Annotated in this window: 16 protein-coding genes and 2 pseudogenes; 9 read left to right on the top strand and 9 right to left on the bottom strand. The window is 45.6% G+C overall.

Annotation, left to right across the window (positions count from 1 at the left end; genetic code table 11):
- Positions 1-26: 26 nt before the first annotated feature.
- The 4 genes from acnB to hrpB form a co-directional block, all read right to left on the bottom strand.
- Entirely contained in the window at positions 27-2,615 is a 2,589-nt protein-coding gene (gene acnB, locus B853_RS12155) for a bifunctional aconitate hydratase 2/2-methylisocitrate dehydratase (RefSeq protein WP_038885755.1), read from the bottom strand.
- Between the two features lie 270 nt (positions 2,616-2,885).
- Positions 2,886-5,201, bottom strand: a complete 2,316-nt coding sequence (locus B853_RS12160; RefSeq protein WP_038885754.1) for a patatin-like phospholipase family protein — start codon at positions 5,199-5,201, stop codon at positions 2,886-2,888.
- 87 nt (positions 5,202-5,288) lie between these two features.
- On the bottom strand, positions 5,289-7,679 hold the full coding sequence (gene mrcB / locus B853_RS12165; RefSeq protein ID WP_038885752.1) for a penicillin-binding protein 1B: 2,391 nt from the start codon (positions 7,677-7,679) through the stop codon (positions 5,289-5,291).
- Complete coding sequence (gene hrpB, locus B853_RS12170; protein WP_038885751.1) at positions 7,672-10,140, bottom strand: ATP-dependent helicase HrpB; 2,469 nt, start codon at positions 10,138-10,140, stop codon at positions 7,672-7,674. The genes mrcB and hrpB overlap by 8 nt, the downstream gene beginning before the upstream one ends.
- 66 nt (positions 10,141-10,206) lie before the next feature.
- Between hrpB and sfsA the strand changes: the two are divergent.
- The 7 genes and pseudogenes from sfsA to panC all read left to right on the top strand — a co-directional run bounded on the left by sfsA (position 10,207) and on the right by panC (position 16,142).
- Positions 10,207-10,922 (top strand): annotated as a pseudogene (sfsA, locus tag B853_RS12175) (DNA/RNA nuclease SfsA).
- Positions 10,923-11,058: 136 nt separating this feature from the next.
- Complete coding sequence (dksA, locus tag B853_RS12180; protein ID WP_010450149.1) at positions 11,059-11,505, top strand: RNA polymerase-binding protein DksA; 447 nt, start codon at positions 11,059-11,061, stop codon at positions 11,503-11,505.
- Between the two features lie 88 nt (positions 11,506-11,593).
- Positions 11,594-12,457 carry a tRNA glutamyl-Q(34) synthetase GluQRS gene (gluQRS, locus tag B853_RS12185; protein WP_038885749.1) on the top strand — a complete coding sequence of 288 codons (864 nt, stop codon included), beginning with the start codon at positions 11,594-11,596 and terminating at the stop codon, positions 12,455-12,457.
- Between the two features lie 102 nt (positions 12,458-12,559).
- Entirely contained in the window at positions 12,560-13,927 is a 1,368-nt protein-coding gene (pcnB, locus tag B853_RS12195) for a polynucleotide adenylyltransferase PcnB (protein ID WP_010450152.1), read from the top strand.
- On the top strand, positions 13,924-14,409 hold the full coding sequence (folK, locus tag B853_RS12200) for a 2-amino-4-hydroxy-6-hydroxymethyldihydropteridine diphosphokinase (RefSeq protein ID WP_038885747.1): 486 nt from the start codon (positions 13,924-13,926) through the stop codon (positions 14,407-14,409). Before pcnB ends, folK begins: the two co-directional genes overlap by 4 nt.
- Before the next feature lie 24 nt (positions 14,410-14,433).
- The gene (gene panB, locus B853_RS12205) at positions 14,434-15,228 is read left to right on the top strand and encodes a 3-methyl-2-oxobutanoate hydroxymethyltransferase (protein ID WP_038885746.1); all 795 of its coding nucleotides are present in this window, start codon (positions 14,434-14,436) and stop codon (positions 15,226-15,228) included.
- 11 nt (positions 15,229-15,239) lie between these two features.
- Complete coding sequence (gene panC, locus B853_RS12210; RefSeq protein WP_038885744.1) at positions 15,240-16,142, top strand: pantoate--beta-alanine ligase; 903 nt, start codon at positions 15,240-15,242, stop codon at positions 16,140-16,142.
- A 61-nt stretch (positions 16,143-16,203) separates the two neighbouring features.
- Here panC and B853_RS12215 read toward each other — a convergent pair whose 3' ends face one another.
- The 4 genes and pseudogenes from B853_RS12215 to B853_RS12230 all read right to left on the bottom strand — a co-directional run bounded on the left by B853_RS12215 (position 16,204) and on the right by B853_RS12230 (position 20,875).
- A complete protein-coding gene (locus B853_RS12215) occupies positions 16,204-17,133 on the bottom strand; it encodes a Kdo(2)-lipid IV(A) acyltransferase (protein WP_038885743.1) in 930 nt (309 codons plus the stop codon).
- A 141-nt stretch (positions 17,134-17,274) separates the two neighbouring features.
- Positions 17,275-18,047, bottom strand: a pseudogene (locus B853_RS12220) (ABC transporter permease).
- A complete protein-coding gene (locus B853_RS12225) occupies positions 18,047-18,964 on the bottom strand; it encodes an ABC transporter ATP-binding protein (protein ID WP_010450163.1) in 918 nt (305 codons plus the stop codon). Before B853_RS12225 ends, B853_RS12220 begins: the two are co-directional and overlap by 1 nt.
- A gap of 240 nt (positions 18,965-19,204) precedes the next feature.
- Positions 19,205-20,875, bottom strand: coding sequence for a SulP family inorganic anion transporter (locus tag B853_RS12230; RefSeq protein WP_038885742.1), 1,671 nt, complete (start codon positions 20,873-20,875; stop codon positions 19,205-19,207).
- 284 nt (positions 20,876-21,159) lie between these two features.
- On the opposite strand from B853_RS12230, the gene can reads away from it, so the two are divergent.
- Positions 21,160-21,828 carry a carbonate dehydratase gene (gene can, locus B853_RS12235; RefSeq protein ID WP_010450166.1) on the top strand — a complete coding sequence of 223 codons (669 nt, stop codon included), beginning with the start codon at positions 21,160-21,162 and terminating at the stop codon, positions 21,826-21,828.
- A gap of 88 nt (positions 21,829-21,916) precedes the next feature.
- Here can and hpt read toward each other — a convergent pair whose 3' ends face one another.
- Positions 21,917-22,447 (bottom strand): hypoxanthine phosphoribosyltransferase, encoded by a 531-nt coding sequence (gene hpt, locus B853_RS12240; protein ID WP_010450168.1) that lies wholly within the window; start codon positions 22,445-22,447, stop codon positions 21,917-21,919.
- 319 nt (positions 22,448-22,766) lie between these two features.
- Between hpt and B853_RS12245 the strand changes: the two genes are divergently transcribed.
- Positions 22,767-23,381: a LuxR/HapR/OpaR family quorum-sensing transcriptional regulator gene (locus B853_RS12245; RefSeq protein ID WP_038885740.1), complete on the top strand. Its 615-nt coding sequence runs from the start codon at positions 22,767-22,769 to the stop codon at positions 23,379-23,381.
- Positions 23,382-23,504 lie beyond the last annotated feature (123 nt).

Genomic DNA, 23,504 nt, shown 5'->3' on the forward strand with positions numbered 1-23,504 from the left:
TTAAGTATTAGCAAAGCTCGCTAAAATTATGCAGGCTCTTGGAAGATAACCTCTGCCGCTTTCTTGGTGTACTCATCCATCTTGTGGAAGTTCAAGTAACGGTAAGTATCTGCTGCTGTCGCATCGATTTGCTTCGCGTATTCCAAGTACTCTTCCTTCGTTGGAATCTTACCTAGAATTGCACCAACCGCTGCTAGCTCAGCTGAAGCAAGGTATACATTTGCACCTGTACCTAGTCGGTTCGGGAAGTTACGCGTTGAAGTCGACATTACTGTTGCTTTGTCTGCTACACGTGCTTGGTTACCCATACATAGCGAACACCCAGGAGTTTCAATACGAACGCCAGCGCGGCCGTAAATACCGTAGTAACCTTCTTCCGTCAGTTGGTCGCGGTCCATCTTGGTTGGTGGCGCTACCCATAGACGAGTATCTAGCTGACCACCGAATTGCTCTAGCAGTTTACCTGCAGCACGGAAGTGACCAATGTTAGTCATACAAGAACCGATGAACACTTCATCAATCTGTGTGCCTTGAACTTCTGATAGAAGACGAGCGTCATCTGGATCGTTCGGTGCACATAGGATTGGCTCGTGAATATCTGCTAGGTCGATTTCGATGATGTGCGCGTATTCCGCGTCTGCATCCGCTTCCATCAACTCTGGATTAGCCAACCACTCTTCCATCGCTGTGATACGACGCTCGATAGTACGACGGTCGCCGTAACCTTCCGAGATCATCCACTTAAGCATGGTGATGTTTGAGTTTAGGTATTCTTCAATAGACTCTTGAGACAGCTTAACTGTACAACCTGCCGCTGAACGCTCTGCTGACGCATCCGATAGCTCGAAGGCCTGCTCAACTGTTAGGTGCTCAACGCCTTCGATTTCTAGTACGCGACCAGAGAATTCGTTGATCTTACCTGCCTTCTCAACCGTCAATAGACCTTGTTGAATTGCGTAGTAAGGAATTGCATGTACAAGGTCACGTAGCGTAATACCCGGCTGCATTTCACCTTTAAAGCGCACCAAGATTGACTCTGGCATATCCAGTGGCATAACACCTGTCGCGGCAGCGAATGCAACCAGACCGGAGCCTGCTGGGAATGAAATGCCTAGAGGGAAACGAGTATGCGAGTCACCACCTGTACCTACAGTATCAGGCAGAAGCATACGGTTTAGCCATGAGTGAATTACACCATCACCCGGACGAAGTGATACACCGCCACGGTTCATGATGAAGTCAGGTAGTGTGTGGTGTGTGTTTACATCGACTGGTTTTGGATACGCAGACGTGTGACAGAATGACTGCATCACAAGATCAGCGGAGAAGCCCAGACACGCAAGGTCTTTTAGCTCATCACGAGTCATAGGACCGGTTGTATCTTGAGAGCCAACTGTGGTCATCTTAGGCTCACAGTATTGACCTGCGCGTACACCTTCAACGCCACATGCCTTACCTACCATCTTCTGAGCTAGTGTGTAGCCTTTGTCAGATTCTGAAGGGTCAACTGGCTTAGCAAACAGGTCTGTTTCTTCTAGGCCCAGTGATGCACGAGCACGGCTTGTTAGACCACGACCAATGATAAGTGGAATACGACCACCAGCACGAACTTCATCAAGCAACACTTTGCTCAGTTCAAAGCTAGAGATCTCTTCACCGTTTTTACGCACAACGCCTTCGTATGGGAAGATATCAATCACATCACCCATGTTCATATTCTGTACGTCTAGTTCGATTGGGAGTGCGCCAGAGTCTTCCATTGTGTTGTAGAAGATAGGAGCAATCTTACCGCCTAAACAGATACCACCAGTGCGCTTGTTTGGTACGTATGGGATATCTTCGCCCATAAACCAAAGCACTGAGTTAGTCGCTGACTTACGAGAAGAGCCGGTACCAACAACATCACCCACGTAGGCTAGTGGGATGCCATCTTTTTGTAGCTCTTCAATTTGATTGATAGGACCAACGCTGCCTGGTTGATCTGGCACGATGCCATCACGTTCCATCTTCAGCATCGCTTTCGCGTGTACTGGGATATCAGGACGAGACCAAGCATCTGGTGCTGGAGACAAGTCATCGGTGTTGGTTTCACCAGTAACTTTAAATACTTTAACAGTAATCTGTTCCGCGACTTTCTTCTTCGATGTGAACCATTCTGCGTCCGCCCATGATTGCAGGACTTGCTGTGCGAATGCATTACCAGCTTTGGCTTTCTCTTCTACATCATAGAAAGCATCGAACATCAGTAGGGTATGAGACAACGCTTTAACTGAGATTGGCGCTAGTAGGTCATCGTCTAGGAATTCAACTAGAGGAGCGATGTTGTAACCGCCTTGCATCGTACCTAGTAGCTCAGCAGCTTTTTCACGGCTTACTAATGGTGATTCCACTTCACCTTTTGCTACCGCCGTTAGGAAACCTGCTTTTACATATGCAGCTTCATCTACACCCGGTGGGATACGGTTCTCTAGTAGGTCAAGAATAAATGCTTCTTCACCTTGTGGGGGATTTTTCAGAAGTTCAACAAGTCCAGCAACTTGTTCAGCGTCTAGCGGTTTAGGAACAACTCCTTCGGCAGCACGCTCTTCGACGTGTTTACGGTAGGCTTCAAGCACGACTTTTTTCCTCTCATTGCGGTTCCTCCTTTTTAATTACTATTTTTCAAAGTAAAGGAGTGAACATCCTTGGAAACTTGGCTCTCCATTGCCCTTGTTTTCATTCAATTCTGATTGAGAAACAGCGCCGTAGAGGCCAAACTGTGGGCGAAAGGATAGCAAATTTAACGTTAAATTAAAATCTCATCATTTTGACCAACATAGCAACTTACGACTAAAGTCCGGTAAATTTTGGCTAAATATGCGGAGATCTTGCTATCCTACTCCCGGTTATTTAAATGATGTTCCAACGATCAGGTACACTGCATCTAAATTCTGCTCTGTACGACCGTATGCCAACATGATCGGCCCAACTGGAGAGTCTACTCCAAAGAAAACCGACGCAGCATTATACAGTGGCGCCTCATGCAACTTGAGATCGTTGTCTGACCAAACACCACCGTGTTCAAGGGACGCACCTAGATAAACAGGTGCTTCAAACAGCCCGAAGTCGTTATCCATCCATTTATAACGATACACCAAGCTGGTATAGAATAAGTTTTGTCCAATTAAGCTATTACGTGGAATGCCTGACAAATTCAAAAAGCCGCCAAGTTCACGAGGATCAAGAGGGATAGAAGAATTTTTGCTCTCAACAAAGCTGTATTCCGCCTGTCCGACTAAAGTATGACGGCTATGGGTCACCGCCCCTTTAAAACGCGCCGTAATTTCGTACACGGTATCTTCAATATCACCCTCAACATTGGTTTGACGAAAATCCTCTGGACTCTTGTCATGAGATACCAAGTAATCTAAATCAATCAACATACCTCGCGTAGGAAACGCAAAGTCATCCAAAGTATCTAAACGATAATTGGCAAACACTCCTAGGCGGTTGTAATCAAAAGTCCCAGCTGAAGCAATCGTAGACGCTTCGATCTCGCCTTTGGTATAACGACCACCAACGCGAAACTCTTGCCATAGAGTTGGCTGCACGCCTGCCGCGAGCTCAGCAATGAACTCGGTATAAGAAACCGGAAGAAAATCATACACTGAACCTATATCCGGATTTTCTATGTCACTAAAAGGCCAGTTGCGATTTTCATTGTTGTAATTGAGCTTACTGGAAACAAATAGCTGTTGACTTGAAAGCACTGGCGAATAGAGTTCTGCTTCGATCAACTTATCAGTGCCCATATCAACATTGAACGTCAGCTCCGCACCGTGCGAGTTTAAGTTGGTGAAATTTGCCGACATTCCAATGCCATACTGACTGTCAGTATTGAAGTCGTCTTCCAAGAAAAATCTAAAGTTGAGGTAGTTTGGTCCCCATGACTTTTCGTTTACCTCAAAGACCAGTAGGTTGACGCCTTCGATCTCTTCAAAGTGGTAAGTAATCAGTTCAAAACGATCCAATGCGTATAGATTTTCTACCGCTTTTTCGATCTCAGCAGTGGTTAGCTGACGTCCAGTATCAAGCTCTAAACGGTTGGTAAGAAGCACATCTGTATAGTGGGTATTATTCACTAGCACGATCTGATCAACAACGCGCTCATCACCATATTCAAGGTCTTTTCGTGCGGCCTGCTTGTGCTCAATGTACTCTTGATATTCTGCGTTCGAGACACTCAGCCCTTTAAGCTTCGACTCAAGCTTTTTTGTAATCTCATAGCCTGCTTGAAACGCACCTGGCATTTTGTTGAATTCAACTGTCTCCATTTGCCCCACATCAGGACGAATATAGACATCATCGCCGTGTAACGTTCCCGCTTGTTCTTGTGTGCTGCGACGAACGAGGTAGTTGGAAAGCTGATCTGCTACGGTGAATAAACCAGTGAAGTCTTCTTTGGTTTTGTAATCTGTACTGATATCCACCGCAATAACGACATCAGCCCCCATCGCGCGTGCAACATCAACCGGCATGTTATTAACCACGCCACCATCCACCAGCATATGACCATTGAGTTCGTAAGGTGGAAGCGCGCCAGGCACTGACATACTCGCCATCATGGCATCAACTAAATAACCGTTATCTAAGACGACCTCTTCTAGCTCGACGATGTCCGTCGCGACTGAACGGTATGGAATGGCAAGATCATCAAAGGAGTTAAATCGGCCAAGATTGCCTGTGGTTTCACGCAGAATGCGCAACATGTTTTGACCTTGCACCACGCCTGTTGGCGAACGCACTTCACCAAACCTTAACCCTAGGTCCGTGGTGATTTGATAACGGTCTTCGTATTCTTTGTCGCGGACACGACGTTGGCTGCGGTCAACACGGTCTCGGTAACCACTGTTCCAATCGACGCTGTAGATAAAGCTTTCGATTTCATCGGCACTCATGCCAGTAGCATAAAGGCCACCAACATAAGCGCCCATGCTAGTACCAGTGATGATATCAACCGGGATATTCATTTCTTCAAGCGCCTTGAGCACACCAATGTGTGCGGCACCTTTCGCTCCACCACCAGCGAGAACGACAGCAATTTTAGGTCGAGAAGAGTCTTCTTCGAGATGTTTAGCAAAGGAAGGCGTTGCAATCAAAAAGGAGCAGACCCACAACGCAAAGCAACGTATCCATGGGTTCGTATTTGACCTTTTGAACATTCATTTCTTCCTTTACTGAATATTGAACACCTACTTTTACTAAGAATTAAACAACTGCACAAGTCAGCGATGGTGTTTTTGGTGGTCCTACCAATCAAATAAGCTGTTCAACCAGTTCGATTTTTTTTCACACTGTTGCTTAATTTGCCCGGTTTTATCCCACACTGGCAGTTTGTACTCACTACGACAATTCATTTCCAGCGCACCATTCGTCGCTTTCTGAAAGCCTAATGTGGTCACTTCATTCGGCCATGGTAGCTCTAGTCGCTCTGGAATACGCTGTTTCAAGTATTCAGCATACACACGCAATGCGCCACTAGACCCGGTTAGTTTAGTCGATTTATTATCATCGCGACCAAGCCAAACGGTGGTGACTTCTCGCCCATCAATACCCACAAACCAACTGTCACGGCTATCGTTACTCGTCCCCGTTTTACCTGCTAATGCCGCCCATGCGAATTGGCTTTGTAGGAATCGGCCCGTACCTTGTGCAACACCTTGCTTCATCGCATAAGTCGTCAGCCAAGCAGCTTGCTGATCAACGGCCTGAGTTGAGCGGGGCAGCGATTGATAAATTACATTGCCATCCATATCAATCACCGAGCGTAATGCAGAGAGTTTCGCACGTTTACCAGAGTTCGTTACTGTTTGGTACATTTGTGCTACTTCAAAGGGCGTTAACGAAAATGATCCTAAGAACATTGAAGGAACAGGGCGGATCTCGCTCTTATCTACACCAAGGCGCTCAAGTGTGTCTGAAACTTCTGGAATTCCTAACTGCATACCCAAGCGCACGGTAGGCACATTGAGTGATTTTGCTAAGGCTAGATATAACGGCACATCGCCACGGAACTTACGGTCGAAGTTGCGCGGTGACCAAACCGTCCCTTTACTTCCTTTCAAGCTTAACGGCGTATCATGTAGCGTCGTCGCCAAATTGTATTTTTCTGGTTGCTCCAATGCCGTCAAGTAAATTGCGGGTTTAACTAAAGAACCAATTGGACGACTCGCATTCAATGCGCGGTTAAAACCTTCATAACCAACACGCTTACCACCGACCATGGCACGGATTTCACCACTATGACGATCCACTGCGACAGCTGCGGCTTCAAGATCTTTGCCAGCACGTTTAGCAAGCTCAGGCACTTTCTTCGCAATGGCTTGCTCTAACTTACTTTGAGAGACTGGATCTAGAGAAGTAAATAAACGCAGGCCGGTTTCAGCCTTGAAGTTATCTCCTACCTTCTCTTTCAACTCGATATTCAACTGCTGAAAGTAAGCAGGCTGGCGACTGGCAATACGTGGGTGACTCTGTGTATCCAGAGGGCGATTCACGGCTTGCTCATACTGCTGCGCAGTAAGCATCTCTTGTTGCATCAAAAGACGCAGTACCAAATCGCGACGAGTTTTCGTGCGCTCTGGGTAGCGAATAGGGTTGTAGTAAGACGGTCCTTTTACCATCCCCACTAGCATAGCGAGTTGATCAATACGCAACTCTTGGATCGGCTGGCCGAAGTAGTAACGCGATGCCAGTGCAAAACCATGAATCGCATCCCCGCCACTTTGCCCCAAATACACTTCGTTTAGATAAGCTTCTAAAATACGATCTTTGCTATAGCGGTAGTCCAGAATCAGAGCAATGTATGCTTCACGGACTTTACGCCAAAGGGTTTTATCACGCGTTAGGAAAAGGTTTTTCGCTAACTGCTGAGTCAGTGTACTGCCACCTTGCACGGTGCGTCCGGCTTTGATGTTAGCAACTAAAGCACGACCAATCGCCAGTGGTGATACACCATCATGTTGATAGAAATCACGGTCTTCCGTTGCAAGAAGTGCATCGACAAGGATCTCAGGAAACTGATCTCTGCGTAAGAAAAGACGTTGCTCATTTTGATCTTTTTCTAGCATGCCCAACATCTTAGGCTCAATGCGTAAGTAACCCAGATCGCCTTTAGATTCTAAGGATTGAATGCGTTTTAGACCACTATCAGAAAAGTACAGCATGACGTGACGATCAGGCTCTGGGCCATCGGCAAATTCAAATGGACGACGGATCAACTCAATACGCGTTGACGAAGAAGAGTATTCACCAGGGTAACGAGGCTGACTTACCTTACGGTAGTTCAATACATCAAGCTCATTACGCATCTCTTTGATGGTAATATTTTCCCCTGGGCTTAAGTGAAGAATTCGCGCATAAACCACTGTCGGGAGGTCAAACAACTGACCATCAAAACGGTCTTTCACCACGCTATCGAGATAAATACCGACAAACAACAATACCGCCGCTAGTGCAATGCCCGCTTTCCAACTGAATGACCACATAGCTTTTAGCCAAGAACGGTTACTACGCTCTGGTTTTTTGGATGGTGATTTTCTCGGACGTTTTGCACCACTTTTTTTCGCGGGTGCCGTTTTGCTTGACGTTGTTTTCTTGGCAGGTGCTCTTTTCGCTCCTGGCTTTTTAGTATCAGTCATTATTCATTTGTCTTTTTGTTTTCGTTGTCGCTACATGAGTCGCAGGGTCGTCAGGCCAAACATGTTTAGGGTAACGGCCCTTCATCTCTTTTTGCACTTCTTTGTAGCTTCCCGCCCAAAAGGCTGCTAAATCCGTTGTCACCTGTAGTGGCCGCTGAGCTGGAGACAACAACTCTAACACCAATCGCTTACGACCTTGCGCCACGGTTGGAGAAGTACTTTCTCCAAACACTTCTTGCATACGCACCGACAGCACAGGCTCATGACCAAACTGGTAACGAATGCGCTTTTTCGAGCCAGTAGGTAAGCGATAATCTTCAGGTAACCACTCATCAATCTGTTGATTCAAAGGCCAACCTAGTCGAGCATTTAAGGCTTCAACTAAGTTCACCTTAGCTAAATCTTTCACCGACGAGACCGTGTTCATGTACGGCTCTAGCCACCCTTCTAAGCTATCAAGCAAACTGGCGTCATCAACGCTCGGCCAAGGTTGCTCGGGTAACCATTCCACTGCACAACGAATGCGTTCCAGTAAACTCTCCGCTGCAGGTGACCAGTTTAGACTCTGTAAGCCCTGACGGCGGACATACGTGAGTAAAGCTTGTGTCATTTTTTCTGTACCCGGACTCGGCAAGGCTTCACGCTTAATCACCAGTTGACCGAGCTTGATTTGGCGTTCGGCAATCAAACGGCCTTTTTTTTCATCCCAATCGACCATTTCTTTCGTATTAAAAAGGTGCTCGAATGTTTCTTGTAAGCTATTGATATCTAAATAACACGCCAAGTTAATTTGGCTGGAACTAGAGTGCGAACGCATCAAATCAATCGCCACCAAATACTCACAATCGCCCAGCGTCTCTTCTGGTCGACATTCAGCACCATGTCCATTCGACAGAGTAAAACGACCATGTTGATTAACGCGCTGCTGAGCGATTCGATCAGGAAAAGCCAGGCTTAACACCAATGGCAGCAATCGCTCATCGACATTTGATAGACGAAATGCTGCATCCAATTTGTAAGCTAAGTTCTGAGCACGCTTACTCAATACGGTTCTCTTAGAATGCGTGCTACTCATCCACCGATGAAGGCTATGAGAGATATTAGTGACATTACGCTCTGGTTCTTCAATAAGGGCGACTGCCGCTAGCGCAGTATTTAGCATCTTTTCGCTGTGTTGCTGAGCCTGAATCAGCATTGCGGCCGAACGGGGTTCAACGCCCAGCTCATGTGCCGTCTTACCTTCAGGAGTCAGTTGACCTTGCTCGGTAAGCAATCCTAGAGAAATCAGCAACTGTTTAGCTTGAGCAAGCGATGCCGAAGAGGGAATGTTTAGCCATTTAAGGTCAGAGATATCCCCAGCGCCCCAAAATGCCAGCTCCATCACCAAGCTTGCTAAGTCAGAATGCAGAATTTCCGGTTGCGGTACTTGTGGTTGCTGTTTGAATTGGCTTTCAGAATATAAACGAACACAAATGCCCTCTTCGATACGACCTGCACGACCGGCACGTTGAATCGCAGAAGACTGCGCTACGCGGACTTGCTCCAAGCGCGTAAGTCCATTCTTCAAATCAAAACGTGCCACACGCTCTAATCCAGAATCGACGACTAATCGAATACCTTCAATGGTCAATGAGGTTTCGGCAATATTGGTCGCCAACACGACTTTCCGTTTACCAGAAGAAGCCGGTGAGATGGCTTTTTGCTGCTCGGCAAAGCTAAGTTGACCATACAGTGGACACACTTCAACGTTATCAGGTAGGTGCGATAAACGCTCTTCCACCTGTTTGATGGCTGCGACGCCTGGAAGAAAAGCCAGCAGAGAGCCCGACTCTTTGTGTAGTAAGCTCTCTATCGTTTTTGCCATAGATGTAGGCAGATGATCGTTCGCACCAAGCGGTAAATAGCGCGTTTCCACCTCAAAGCTACGACCTTCCGATTCAATGTAAGACGCTTCTGGTAGCAAGGATTGCAAAGCATCTTGATCGAGCGTTGCCGACATAACCACCAGCTTTAAGTCGTCTCGCAGCGCTTCTTGCACCTCTAAACTGAATGCTAGTGCCGTATCAGCATGAATACTGCGCTCATGAAACTCATCAAAAATCAGCAGATCAATGCCATCTAACTCCGGGTCATTTTGGATCATGCGCGTCATGATCCCCTCGGTCACAATTTCAAGTTGCGTGCTCTTACTCACCTTTGTTTCACCACGAACACGATAACCAACGCGCTCCCCGACTTGCTCTCCCAACTGCTGCGATAAAAAACAGGCAATGTTACGAGCAGCAAGGCGTCGAGGCTCTAACATCACGATTTTGCCTGTCACGGTTTGATTATTGAGAAGTTGCAGCGGGAAATAAGTGGATTTACCGGCACCAGGGGCGGCTTTGAGGATCACTTGATGTTGATTTTTGACCGCCGTAAGTAATTGTGGCATCACGGCTTCAATCGGCAATTGTGACAAAGGAAATACCCTATGTTGTAATGTTGGCCACATTGTACATAAAAACCTTCTTGGCTAAATAAGCAAATGCAATTCAACCCCACTCTAGAGTCAGCAACTCTGCTCAAACGCTACAAACGCTTCCTTGCCGATATCGAACTAGATAGTGGTGAAGTTCGCACCATCCATTGTGCCAATACTGGAGCAATGACGGGCTGTGCAACACCGGGCAATAAAGTTTGGTATTCCACTTCTGACAATCCTAAGCGCAAATACCAAACAGTTGGGAGCTTAGTGAGACCGCACAAGGACACAGAATCTGTATCAATACTGCTCGCGCTAACCAATTAGCGGTAGAAGCCATTGAAAATAATGTGATTTCAGAACTGATTGGGTATGACCAACTTCAAACTGAAGTGAAATATGGCAATGAAAATAGCCGAATTGATATCTTGCTCAGCGCAAGCAACAAACCAAAGTGCTATATAGAGGTGAAGAGCGTCACCCTGCTTGATGAGAACAATTCATCAGGACAAGGATATTTCCCAGATGCCGTGACCACTCGAGGACAAAAGCACCTAAGAGAGCTCACAGAAATGGCACAAACTGGAAGTAGAGCCATACTTTTATTCACTGTTTTACATTCAGGTATTGAAAAAGTATCTGCGGCACACCATATAGACGCGAAATATTCAACGTTACTAAAACAAGCACAAGAAGCGGGAGTAGAAGTTCTCTGCTATAAAGCTGAACTGAGTAATACTGAAATCAAACTGATCTCTGCTATTGAATTTATCAATTAAGAGAAAAAATGATGTCACCTTCACAATGACGATAAGTTTGCGATTCAGTAATTGCCTGCACCGCCTCTTTTTGCTATAGATACCCGCCTTAAATTGACTGCAAAGCAGTTGACTAGGTGTAAGTAGGAGATGCTGTATGCCAGAATCAAAGAAGAAAACGATAGGCATCCTAGCCATTGCCGGTGTGGAGCCATATCAGGAAAAGCCTGGTGAAGAGTACATGTCACCAGAGCAGGTTGAACACTTTACAAAGATCTTAACAGCTTGGCGTAATCAGCTCAGGGAAGAAGTCGATCGCACTGTACACCATATGCAGGACGAAGCAGCAAACTTCCCAGATCCAGTTGACCGAGCTTCTCAAGAGGAAGAGTTCAGCTTAGAACTGCGTAACCGTGACCGTGAGCGTCGCTTGATCAAGAAGATCGAGAAAACACTAGATAAAATCACTGAAGAAGACTTCGGCTTCTGTGAGTCTTGTGGTGTTGAAATTGGTGTTCGTCGCCTAGAAGCGCGTCCAACAGCAGACCTTTGTATTGACTGTAAAACACTTGCAGAAATCAAAGAGAAACAAATGCAAGGTTAATCAACCAAGCATCATGATTATTGAAAGGGAGCTCAGGCTCCCTTTTTGTTTTGGCTTAGCCCTAATAGAATAATTTCGAGATACACGCATGACACGCTATGTGGGTCGATTTGCCCCATCCCCTTCAGGCCCTTTACATTTTGGCTCCTTAGTCGCAGCACTAGGCAGCTACTTTCAAGCAAGAGCCCAGCAAGGCACTTGGCTTGTTCGTATCGAAGATCTTGATCCTCCAAGAGAAATGCCTGGCGCATCAGAAATGATTCTAAATGCTCTAAAGGCCTATCAGCTGCATTGGGATGGTGAGGTGGTTTATCAAAGTGAACGACACGACCTTTATCAAGCACAGATTGACGCTTGGTTAGCTAAAGGTGATGCCTATTACTGTCAGTGTACGCGTAAGCAAATTAAAGAGCACGGTGGTTATTATCCCGGCACTTGTCGAGACAAGGGCTTGAAAGAAGGCGCGATTCGCCTAAAAATGACCAAGCCGATCGCTAATTTTCTCGATCAGAAGCATGGTTTGATGGCCATTCCTGAAGCGTTAGTAAATGAAGATTTCATTATTAAACGTCGAGATGGATTATTTGCCTATAATCTTGCGGTAGTATTAGATGACATTGACCAAGGTGTAACCGAGGTTGTCCGTGGTGCCGATTTAATTGAGCCCACTGGCCGTCAAATCAGCTTGTACCAAATTCTTGGGCAGCCAGAAGTGAGCTACCTGCATTTACCATTGGCGATGGACACCAATGGCAACAAGCTGTCCAAACAGAACCATGCGACAGCTATTGATGTCGACAACCCAAAGCCAGCTCTGCTGCATGCCATGACGTTTTTAGGCTTCGATATCCCTGAGGAAATTGAAGCGGCCAACGTGGATGAAATACTGCGTTGGGGATGCGAAAATTGGGACTTAGAACAACTTCCAGCAGAGATCGAGATCACACCGTGATTCTCAAATGGCACTGTGTAGGCTATCATTAGCCGCAAAATTGGCCCTAGAGGCGTAAAAAACTAACCAAAGCAAAATTGGATTAAACCCAGTTATTGCCAGATGCACATGAATACAAACGACTATACAACAAGCGAATCTGCCATGATCCCAGAACTCGCTCTCAATGTAATTACTCGTGAAGAGCACAACATTTCGCGTAAGCAGATCAGTGATAATGCACTGAAGGTGCTATACCGACTAAACGGTGCCGGTTTCGATGCTTTTCTTGTGGGTGGCGGGGTTCGAGACTTACTGCTTGGACAAAAACCAAAAGATTTCGATATCGCAACCAACGCGACACCAGAACAGATCAAACAGCTATTTAGAAACTGCCGTTTGATTGGTCGTCGCTTCCGTCTCGCACATATTATGTTTGGCCGAGACATCATCGAAGTTGCGACCTTCCGTGGTCACCACCAAGAGCAAAAGAACAAGAACGTCTCCCAGCAGTCTAAAGAAGGCATGCTGCTTCGTGACAATGTTTACGGCACTATTGATGAAGATGCAGAGCGCCGTGACTTCACGATTAACTCGATGTACTACAACATCGCAGACTATTCGATTCACGACTATGCTCGTGGCATTGAAGATTTAGAAGACCGCCTTATTCGATTGATCGGTGATCCAGAAACCCGCTATCGAGAAGACCCTGTACGTATGCTACGTGCAGTTCGCTTTGCGGTGAAACTCGACTTCGATATCGAAGAGGATACCGCAGCACCAATTGAAGAAATGGCGCCACTGCTGCGTGATATTCCATCCGCTCGCCTTTTCGAAGAATCTCTGAAGATGCTTCAATCTGGCCATGGTCTAGAAACCTACCACCTATTGCGCGAGTACAACCTATTCCAACAGCTATTCCCAGCAATTGCAGAGCACTTCACTGAAGAGTATGAATCTCATACTGAGCAAATGCTCGATTTAGTACTTGATTCAACCGATATGCGTATCGAAGAAGGCAAACGTATCAACCCTGCGTTTATGTTTGCTGCAATGTTGTGGTATCCACTGTGTGCCATGGCAGATAAGCTAATGGAACAACGCAATCTGTGTCATTACGATGCGATTATGGAAGCGAGCAATATCATTCTTGATGACCAAGTTCGTACCATCGCAATTCCACGCCGTCATACCGCAACCATTCGTGAAATTTGGCAGTTACAGCTACGTCTTCCACGACGCAATGGTAAGCGCGCGTTTCGTCTTATGGAGCTCAATAAATTTAGAGCTGGCTTTGATTTTCTTGAAATGCGCGGTGAAATTGAGGGTGGTGATACTCAGAAGCTTGCCAAGTGGTGGGAAACTTTCCAAAATGCAGGCCGAGAAATGCGCCAAGCCATGGCTGCCGACCTAGATGGTCAAGCACCAAAAACTGGCCAACGCCGCCGTAAAACCTATCGCAAGAAAAAGAGCAAGCCAAAGTCATGATCACAGCGTACATTGCGGTAGGCAGTAACTTGGCTGATCCTGTCAGCCAAGCGAAACAAGCAATTGAGGCTTTAAAAACGCTACCAAACTGTGAGTTTGTGCAAGCCTCTTCGCTTTACAGCAGCACGCCAATGGGACCACAGAACCAACCGGATTACATCAATGCGGTGGTGGCGATAAAAACCAATTTGACGCCTCTTGAACTGCTCGATTGCACTCAAGCAATTGAGCAAGAGCAAGGGCGTGTCCGTAAAGACGAACGTTGGGGTCCAAGAACCTTGGATCTCGACATAATTCTGTACGGCAATGAGGTGATTGATTCCGAAAGACTGACAGTTCCACACTATGGAATGAGAGAGCGCGAGTTCGTACTCTACCCTCTTGCGGAAATTGCACCAAGTTTACAACTCCCAGACGGGACCGAGGTGTCGTCACTACTTAAACAAGTAGATCGAAACGGCCTCAGCATTTGGCAGTCATAGCCAACTCCTAGTGAGGAAAAAACAATGAAAAAAATGACCATTAACGACCTGATTAAGTGGAAGCAAGAAGGTCGTAAATTTGCTACTTCAACTGCATACGATGCAAGCTTTGCCCAACTTTTTGAAAGCCAAGACATGCCGGTTTTATTGGTAGGTGACTCTCTAGGCATGGTTCTGCAAGGTAAGACAGACACATTACCTGTGACCGTTGAAGACATCGCTTATCACACACGCTGTGTGCGCGCTGGTAGCCCTAATTGTCTATTGATGGCTGATATGCCATTCATGAGCTATGCAACGCCTGAGCAAGCGTGTGAGAACGCAGCAACGCTAATGCGTGCTGGTGCAAACATGGTAAAAATCGAAGGCGGTGATTGGTTAGTTGATACCGTTAAGATGCTAACTGAACGTGCTGTTCCAGTTTGTGCTCACCTTGGTCTAACACCTCAATCTGTAAACATCTTTGGTGGTTACAAGGTACAAGGTCGCGATCAAGAAAAAGCGGATCGTATGGTTAAAGACGCTCTGGCATTGCAAGAAGCCGGTGCTCAAATTGTTTTACTCGAGTGTGTTCCTGCTGACTTGGCAGCGCGCATTACACAAGTACTTGATGTGCCAGTGATTGGCATCGGTGCTGGTAATGTGACAGACGGTCAAATTCTTGTAATGCACGATATGTTTGGAATTTCGGCGAACTACATGCCAAAATTCTCGAAAAACTTCCTTGCTGAAACAGGCGATATGCGCAAAGCCGTGGCTCAATACATGGCTGATGTTGAAAGCGGTGCATTCCCAGACGAAGCACATACTATTGCCTAGAGGATAAATGCATGCAAACTTTTGCGGAAATCTCAGCGATTCGTGAACAGGTAAAAACCTTTAAGCGTGAAGGTCGTAAGGTAGCGTTTGTCCCAACCATGGGTAACCTACATGAAGGCCACTTAACGCTTGTTCGTAAAGCTCGCGAATACGCGGATGTCGTTGTCGTAAGCATCTTTGTAAACCCGATGCAGTTTGACCGTGCAGACGATTTGAATAACTACCCTCGCACTCTAGAAGAAGACCTAAGTAAACTAGGTGGCGAAGGTGTAGAACTGGTGTTCACTCCAACACCAGAAATCATCTACCCTGAAGGCTTAGACAAACAAACATTTGTTGACGTCCCTAGTCTATCAACCATCCTCGAAGGTGCATCTCGCCCAGGTCACTTCCGTGGTGTTACCACCATCGTAAACAAACTGTTCAACATTGTTCAGCCAGATGTGGCTTGCTTTGGTGAGAAAGACTTTCAACAGCTTGCTGTGATTCGCAAGATGGTTGATGACCTAGCAATGGACATTGAGATCATTGGCGTACCAACCGTACGTGAAATGGACGGCCTTGCAATGAGCTCTCGCAATGGCCTGCTTACCATTGATGAACGCCAACGTGCACCGGTTTTAGCACGCACTATGCGTTGGATCAGCAGCGCTATGCGTGGTGGTCGTGACGATTACGCTTCTATCATTGAAGATGCGAACGATCAGCTACGCGCAGCGGGTCTACAACCTGATGAAATCTTCATCCGTGATGCACGTACACTTCAGGCCATCACAGCAGAGACCGCACAAGCGGTGATCTTGATGTCTGCATTCTTAGGAAAAACACGCCTAATCGATAACCAAACGGTTGATATGGTAGTCGAAACCAAAGAAGAAGAATCAAGTGAAGATGACTCTGCAAATACTGAGTAAATCGAAGTCTTAAATGAAAAGGTCGGCGCTAAGCCGACCTTTTTACATCTGCTAATTTGATCTATGAGTAAACAGATTGAAGCCCTTCTGGACGAGTCTTAAATCGCTTGTGTAACCACATCCATGCTGGAATATCTCGCTTTATCATCCCCTCGATTTCTTGATTCAAGATACTCGCCGCTTTAACCGGATTTCGTCGTTCAAATTGCTCGCTCAGGTCCTCACCAATATAAAGCGTATATTGGTTGTCACTCATGACAGTCACTCCAGACATCACCGCACACTTGGTTGCATCAACCAAAACACTCGAGCCAGCCGTGCTTGCCGCCTGTTCGACGGCGAAGAAAGGTACGAATACCGAATTGTTCATCCCATAATCATGATCCGGTAAGTACCATAATCGCTTGCCATTTTTCAGGACTTTGAGCATCGATTTTACGTCTTTCCTGTCTATCATTTGATGCCCACATCGAGTTCGACCACGGTGCTGAATGAACTCATAAGCTGGGTTTGAGTTCGGGCGATATACGCCGTAGCCTTCAGCAAATTGACTAAAGATTCTCGCCGTCATTTCCAAATTGAGGTGATGACTGCATACTACTAGCACACCTCGCCCATTCTTTTCCTGCTCAAGCAGACGCTCTTTACCCACAACTTTAGTTAGATGCTTCACTCGCCACTCAGGCCAAAACCAAGCCATACCCGTTTCAATCAGTGCCATACCAGTGTACTTAAAGTTTGCTTTTACCAGCTCCTCACATTGTTGATCGGTGTATTCAGGAAAACAGAGCTTGAGATTGCGCTTAGCAATTTCTCGGCGACGCTTCATTGGCAGCATAGCGAGAGAGCCGATACCTCTTCCCAATACTCGCAACAACGGATACGGCAGAACATTGACGATAAACGCTAACAAGCCGAATGCAAACCAAACAGACCAGTATTTAGGAAGAAGCAATTTAAAGGAAAAAGAAGGAGATGGGACGGTATTCATGGCTTCACTCATTTACAACAGATGTATTTACGACAGATGAGTGAAACCTAGCATGTAAAAAGTCGAAAAATTGTATGGGAATGTATTGGTGTGCATAGAAAAAGAGCAGCCCCAATAGCTGCTCTTTCAATTCTTTGTGTATTAGCTTCTTAAACCAATTCCTTTGGTCACCAAATAATGAGCCACACCATAAAGCGCGACCACAAATACCGTCAGTACGCTAAACGAAGTGACAATACCCACGTCGGACACACCAAGGAAGCCATAACGGAATGCATTCACCATGTAGACGATAGGGTTCAGTTTAGACACCCCTTGCCAAAACTCAGGCAATAGACTGATTGAGTAAAAAACACCGCCGAGGTAAGTCAGTGGCGTCAATACAAACGTCGGGATGATGGAGATATCATCGAACGTTCTTGCGTAAACCGCGTTAATCAAGCCACCGAGTGAGAATACAACCGAAGTCATAAATACGGTCGCGATAATGATGCCCCAGTGATCCACTTGCAAATCAACAAAGAACAGCGACACGAAAGTTACGATAGTCCCCACCAGCAAACCACGAACGACGCCCCCCCCATAACAAAACCAAGAATGATGACGTAGTTTGGTACTGGCGCTACTAGTAGCTCTTCAATGTTACGCTGGAACTTAGAACTAAAGAACGACGACGCGACATTAGAATACGAGTTGGTGATCACCGACATCATGATCAAGCCCGGCACAATGTATTCCATGTAACTAAAGCCGTTCATTTCACCAATACGAGAACCAATTAGGCTACCGAAGATGATGAAGTACAGCGTCATCGTAATCGCTGGCGGCACAAGAGTTTGCACCCAAATTCGTGTAAAGCGATTGATTTCTTTCGTTAGCAGGCTACAAAAAGCGGTCCAATATAACTTGTACATTATTGGTTACCTCCACGTACGATGCTGACAAACAGCTCTTCCAAACGGTTTGCTTTGTTACGCATAGAGAGTACTTTCACCCCACTGTCTGAAAGTTGACTGAATACTGAGTTCAGACCTTGGCTCTTGTCCAACTCAATCTCTAGTGAACCATTGATCATCGTTTGGCTATTCACACCCGCAAGCTCTGGCATCTCACCATCACACTCGACATCGAGGATGAAAGTTTCAACACGAAGTTTTCCGAGTAGCGCTTTCATCGTTGTGTTCTCGATCAGCTGACCTTTATTGATGATACCGATGTTACGACATAGCATTTCTGCTTCTTCAAGGTAGTGAGTCGTTAGGATGATAGTAATGCCCTGCTCTTGGTTAATCTCCTTCAAGAAATCCCACATTGAGCGACGTAATTCGATATCCACACCTGCTGTTGGTTCATCAAGGATCAACAGCTGCGGCTCATGCATCAAAGCGCGAGCAATCATCAAACGACGTTTCATACCACCCGATAGGTTACGTGCACGCTCTTTGCGTTTTTCCCATAAGTCGAGCTTAGTCAGGTACTTTTCTGCTCGCTCTCGTGCAAGCGTTTTGGATACACCATAGTAACCTGCTTGCTGCATCACAATCTGTTCGACCGTTTCAAACTGGTTGAAGTTAAACTCTTGCGGTACCAAACCTAGATTTTGCTTCGCTAGTTCTAGGTGTGTATCGATGTCGTAACCGAAAACCTTAACCGTACCGGAAGTTTTGTTTACCAAAGAAGAGATAATGCCAATCGTAGTGGATTTACCAGCACCATTCGGCCCTAAAAGCGCGTAGAAATCACCTTTTTCTACTGTTAGGCTAATGCCCTTCAACGCTTCAAATCCGCCCGCATAAGTCTTGCGAAGCTGTTCTATTTCTAATGCGTACATTGCGTAATCATTGCCATCTGTTGATGAATCGTGAATGCCAATACCTTTAGGGGCTCATTGATAGCGACTAAAAAGTCGAAAGCGGTATTGCACTGAAGTTGAATTAGTTTATCGTTGAATAACGATGAACACAAATAAACCTTTCCATAAAATTAGAAATAACTATAAGTTTTCTTAACTCTATATACGAAAAAGCGCCACCAAACCTCTCTGGTAGCGCTTTTAAGTAAACCACTTAGACTACATGGTTAGCATTTGATGCTCATCTGTTTCTACATGCTTTATCGCCGCATTCAATGCTTCGTAACGGAACTTGTAGGTGTTTTCATCAGGAACTAAATCTATCACGTGGAACTTCTCTAACTGTTCACGAGTACGTTGATTTGGACACAGTAGGTAAACTGCACAGTTTGCATCTAGAGCATCTTTAATCGCGTTTTCTAGCGCCAGACCTACCGTCACATCAATCATAGGTACATCAGTAAGATCGAGGATCATCACTTCATAGTCAGAGATACTCGAATGCTGACGAGAAATGGCTTTCGATACGCTGAAGATCATTGGCCCCGAAAGATAGAAGAACAACACTTTGCCATTCGCTCTATCTAGTAGGCCTCGCTCACTGTCTGTTAGCGGCACATCGTCTTCATCCGCATCACTGATTGCCTTCACTTGGCGCGCTTGCTCGCGGCTTAAACGCTCAATAATGATGATGTTAGAAATAAACACACCAAGACCGACCGCAACAATCAAATCTACGAACACCGTTAGGAACATCACGCCATACATGACTGCCATACCCGGAAAGCTGACTTTATGGGCACGTTGAATGAAGCTCCAATCAAGAATGTTGAAACCAACGTACACCGCGATACCCGCGAGCACTGCCATTGGGATTGGCTCAGTCAACCCGCTTGCAACCAAAACCACCAGCGCAAGGATCAACGCACGAATCACTCCAGATAATGGCGAGCGTGCGCCAACTTGGATATTGGTTACTGTGCCCATAGTGGCACCTGCTCCAGGCAGCGCGCCAAACAGACCAGAAATCATGTTTGCTAAACCTTGGCCACGTAATTCCTTATCTGAATCATGCTCTTTACGCGTCAGAGAGTCACCAATAACGGCCGTCAACAAGGTATCAATACAACCTAGCGTACCCAGTACCAAAGCATCAATGACCATCTCCGTGAACATAGCAGGATCGATATGCGGCACAACCAAAGATGGTAAGCCTGCCGGAATTTCACCAATACGGCGAATGTCTTCTGCGTCAAATAAAATGACAGAAAGCAGCGTGACGGCAACAAGAGCCACTAGCTGAGCGGGAACGTATTTACGATAGTGTTTTGGGAAAAAGAATAAGATACCTAACGTCAGCAAGCCCAAAAATAGCTCACTAAACTTCAGGTTTGAAATCGTGTCTGGTAACGCAGAAAGCGTCCCGATAACCCCACCGGAAGGGGCTGCATGGCCTAATAAAGGTGATAACTGCAAGATAATCAGAATCACACCGATACCGGACATAAAGCCTGATATCACACTATAAGGCATTAATGTGATGTACTTGCCTAGCTTCAATGTACCGAGAACAACTTGGAACGCCCCCGCCATCATGACAACAGTGAAGGTCATGGCCATGCCCGTTTCTGGATACTTAGCCATCATGCTAGTCAGTACCGCGGTCATGATCACCGTCATTGGACCGGTTGGCTCAGAAATCAGGGTATTCGAGCCACCAAACAGCGAAGCAAAAAGCCCCACCATGATCGCTCCCCACAGCCCCGCTTCCGCGCCTGCACCTGACGCTACACCAAAGGCTAACGCAAGAGGAAGTGAAATGATGGCTGTTGTTACACCACCAAACAGATCCCCTTTCAAGTTGATATCCTTAAAGCGACTACCGAACATTGAATTTGCTCCCTGCGTAAAAAAGACAAAATGCTATCAATCTATCAAATATTTCGATGTAGAAAAAAACCAAATATAACCATGTAACTAGTAAGCTCATTCGTTTAATGAATGATGACTGCATATTTTATGATTTTAACGGCGAGAACTCGTCAGATGAGTCATCTTTGATGGATATTTAACGGGATCGAAATTGTAACATTGTGTATAGTTACAGCGCTGATCGCTTTATAAACAAGCTTGAGCGATGAGCTTTTTGAATTATTAGGGAAGTAGATTGCCAGATGCCGGAAATTAAACAATTATTCGAAAATAACTCGAAATGGTCGGAAGAAATTAAATCTGATCGTCCAGAATATTTTGCAAAGCTAGCGGAAGGTCAGAAGCCTGATTTTCTTTGGATTGGATGTTCTGATAGTCGTGTACCTGCAGAACGATTAACCGGACTTTTTTCTGGCGAGCTTTTTGTTCACCGAAATGTAGCGAATCAAGTGATCCATACCGACCTAAACTGCCTTTCGGTTGTGCAATATGCGGTCGATGTATTAAAAGTAAAACATATTATTGTCTGCGGCCACTATGGCTGTGGTGGCGTTAACGCAGCTATCGACAACCCTCAACTTGGTCTTATCAATAACTGGCTCCTTCACATCCGAGATCTCTACTTTAAACACCGAACTTATCTAGACCAAATGCCTGTCGAAGACCGCGCGGATAAACTTGGTGAAATCAACGTAGCAGAACAAGTCTACAACCTGGGTAACTCGACCATTATGCAAAATGCTTGGGAACGTGGTCAGGATGTAGAAATTCATGGCGTGGTGTACGGGATTGAAGATGGTCGCCTTGAATATTTAGGTATTCGTTCAAACTCAAAAGAGACCGTTGAAGCCTCTTACCAAAAAGCGCTCTCAACCATTCTTAACTCAGACAACAAATTGCTTTGTCGCTGAGTTAAAAAGTATCAGTCGAACCAAATAAAAGAAAACGCCCGTTAATTTCTTAACGGGCGTTTTTGTATTCTTCTAGTAAGAATAATGATTACTCTTGTGGTACCACTTTACCAATGAACGGTAGGTGGCGGTATTTTTGAGCGTAGTCGATACCCACACCAACCACAAACTCGTCTGGAATCGCGAAGCCAACGTAATCAACTGGCACTTCAACTTCACGACGTGATGGCTTGTCTAGCAGCGTACAGATAGCAATCGACTTTGGTTCACGTAGAGAAAGAATCTCACGGATCTTGTTCAGCGTATTACCCGTATCAATGATGTCTTCAACGATCAGGACATCTTTACCTTTGATGTCATCATCTAGATCTTTAAGGATACGCACATCACGAGAGCTTTCCATCGTGTTACCGTAGCTAGAGGCAGTCATAAAGTCCACTTGATGAGTCAGATCAATTGCACGTGCCAGATCCGCCATAAATACAAATGAACCACGAAGCAAACCAACCAAAACTAGATCTTCACTGCCTTGGTAACGTTCTGTAATTTGCTTGCCTAATTCGCGAATACGTTCCTGAACTTCTTGCTCAGAAATCATAACTTCTACTGTATGTTTCATACTGTGCTCAATATTCTTGTGAGTTGAGGTTGGTCGTACGCAAACGATCACCTTTTTACGCAGCGTAGTGTAACACCACGAGTAGAGCGATAAAAGCGCTCTTCACCACCAAGAAATTTTTAGACCTACATCTAAGTTTTCACAAGCAGTTGATGAAAAATGCCACAGTAATGACATTCCTATCGATAATTTTCTGATTGCATATTGACCTTAATCATATGCACCATTACACTCATCAAGCTTTAAGCAATCATTAGAATAATTAAATATAAGCGTATTAAACGCGAAATAATCAACTCAAATGGCAAGGATATTTAATATGGACTCAATTGCAAAGAGGCCTCGTACTAGGCTTTCACCTCTTAAACGTAAACAACAACTGATGGAAATCGCTCTAGAAGTGTTTGCTCGTCGCGGCATTGGCCGTGGTGGTCATGCGGATATTGCCGAGATCGCTCAAGTTTCTGTTGCAACTGTATTTAACTACTTCCCGACTCGTGAAGATTTGGTGGATGAAGTTCTGAACCACGTTGTTCGTCAGTTCTCTAACTTTTTGTCTGATAACATTGACTTAGACATTCATGCTCGTGAGAACATCGCCAACATCACTAATGCAATGATTGAGCTAGTAAGCCAAGATTGCCACTGGCTGAAAGTATGGTTTGAGTGGAGCGCATCAACACGTGATGAAGTATGGCCGCTTTTTGTAACCACAAACCGTACCAACCAACTGCTAGTGCAAAACATGTTCATTAAGGCAATCGAACGTGGTGAAGTATGTTCTGAGCATGAACCAGAGCACTTGGCAAACCTCTTCCATGGCATCTGTTACTCTTTATTTGTGCAAGCAAATCGTTCTAAGAGTGAATCTGAACTAGCTAACTTAGTTAATTCTTACCTAGATATGCTTTGCATCTACAACCGCGACCATTAAGCTGAAACGCGAATTTGATTAAATCAAAGGCTGATACTTAGGTATTGGCCTTTTTTGTTTTTGAGAAGCGATTAGCGATTAGCGATTAGCGATTAGCGATTAGCGATTAGCGATTAGCGATTA

This window comes from Vibrio rotiferianus CAIM 577 = LMG 21460 (assembly GCF_002741985.1).
Classification (GTDB): Bacteria; Pseudomonadota; Gammaproteobacteria; order Enterobacterales; family Vibrionaceae; genus Vibrio; species Vibrio rotiferianus.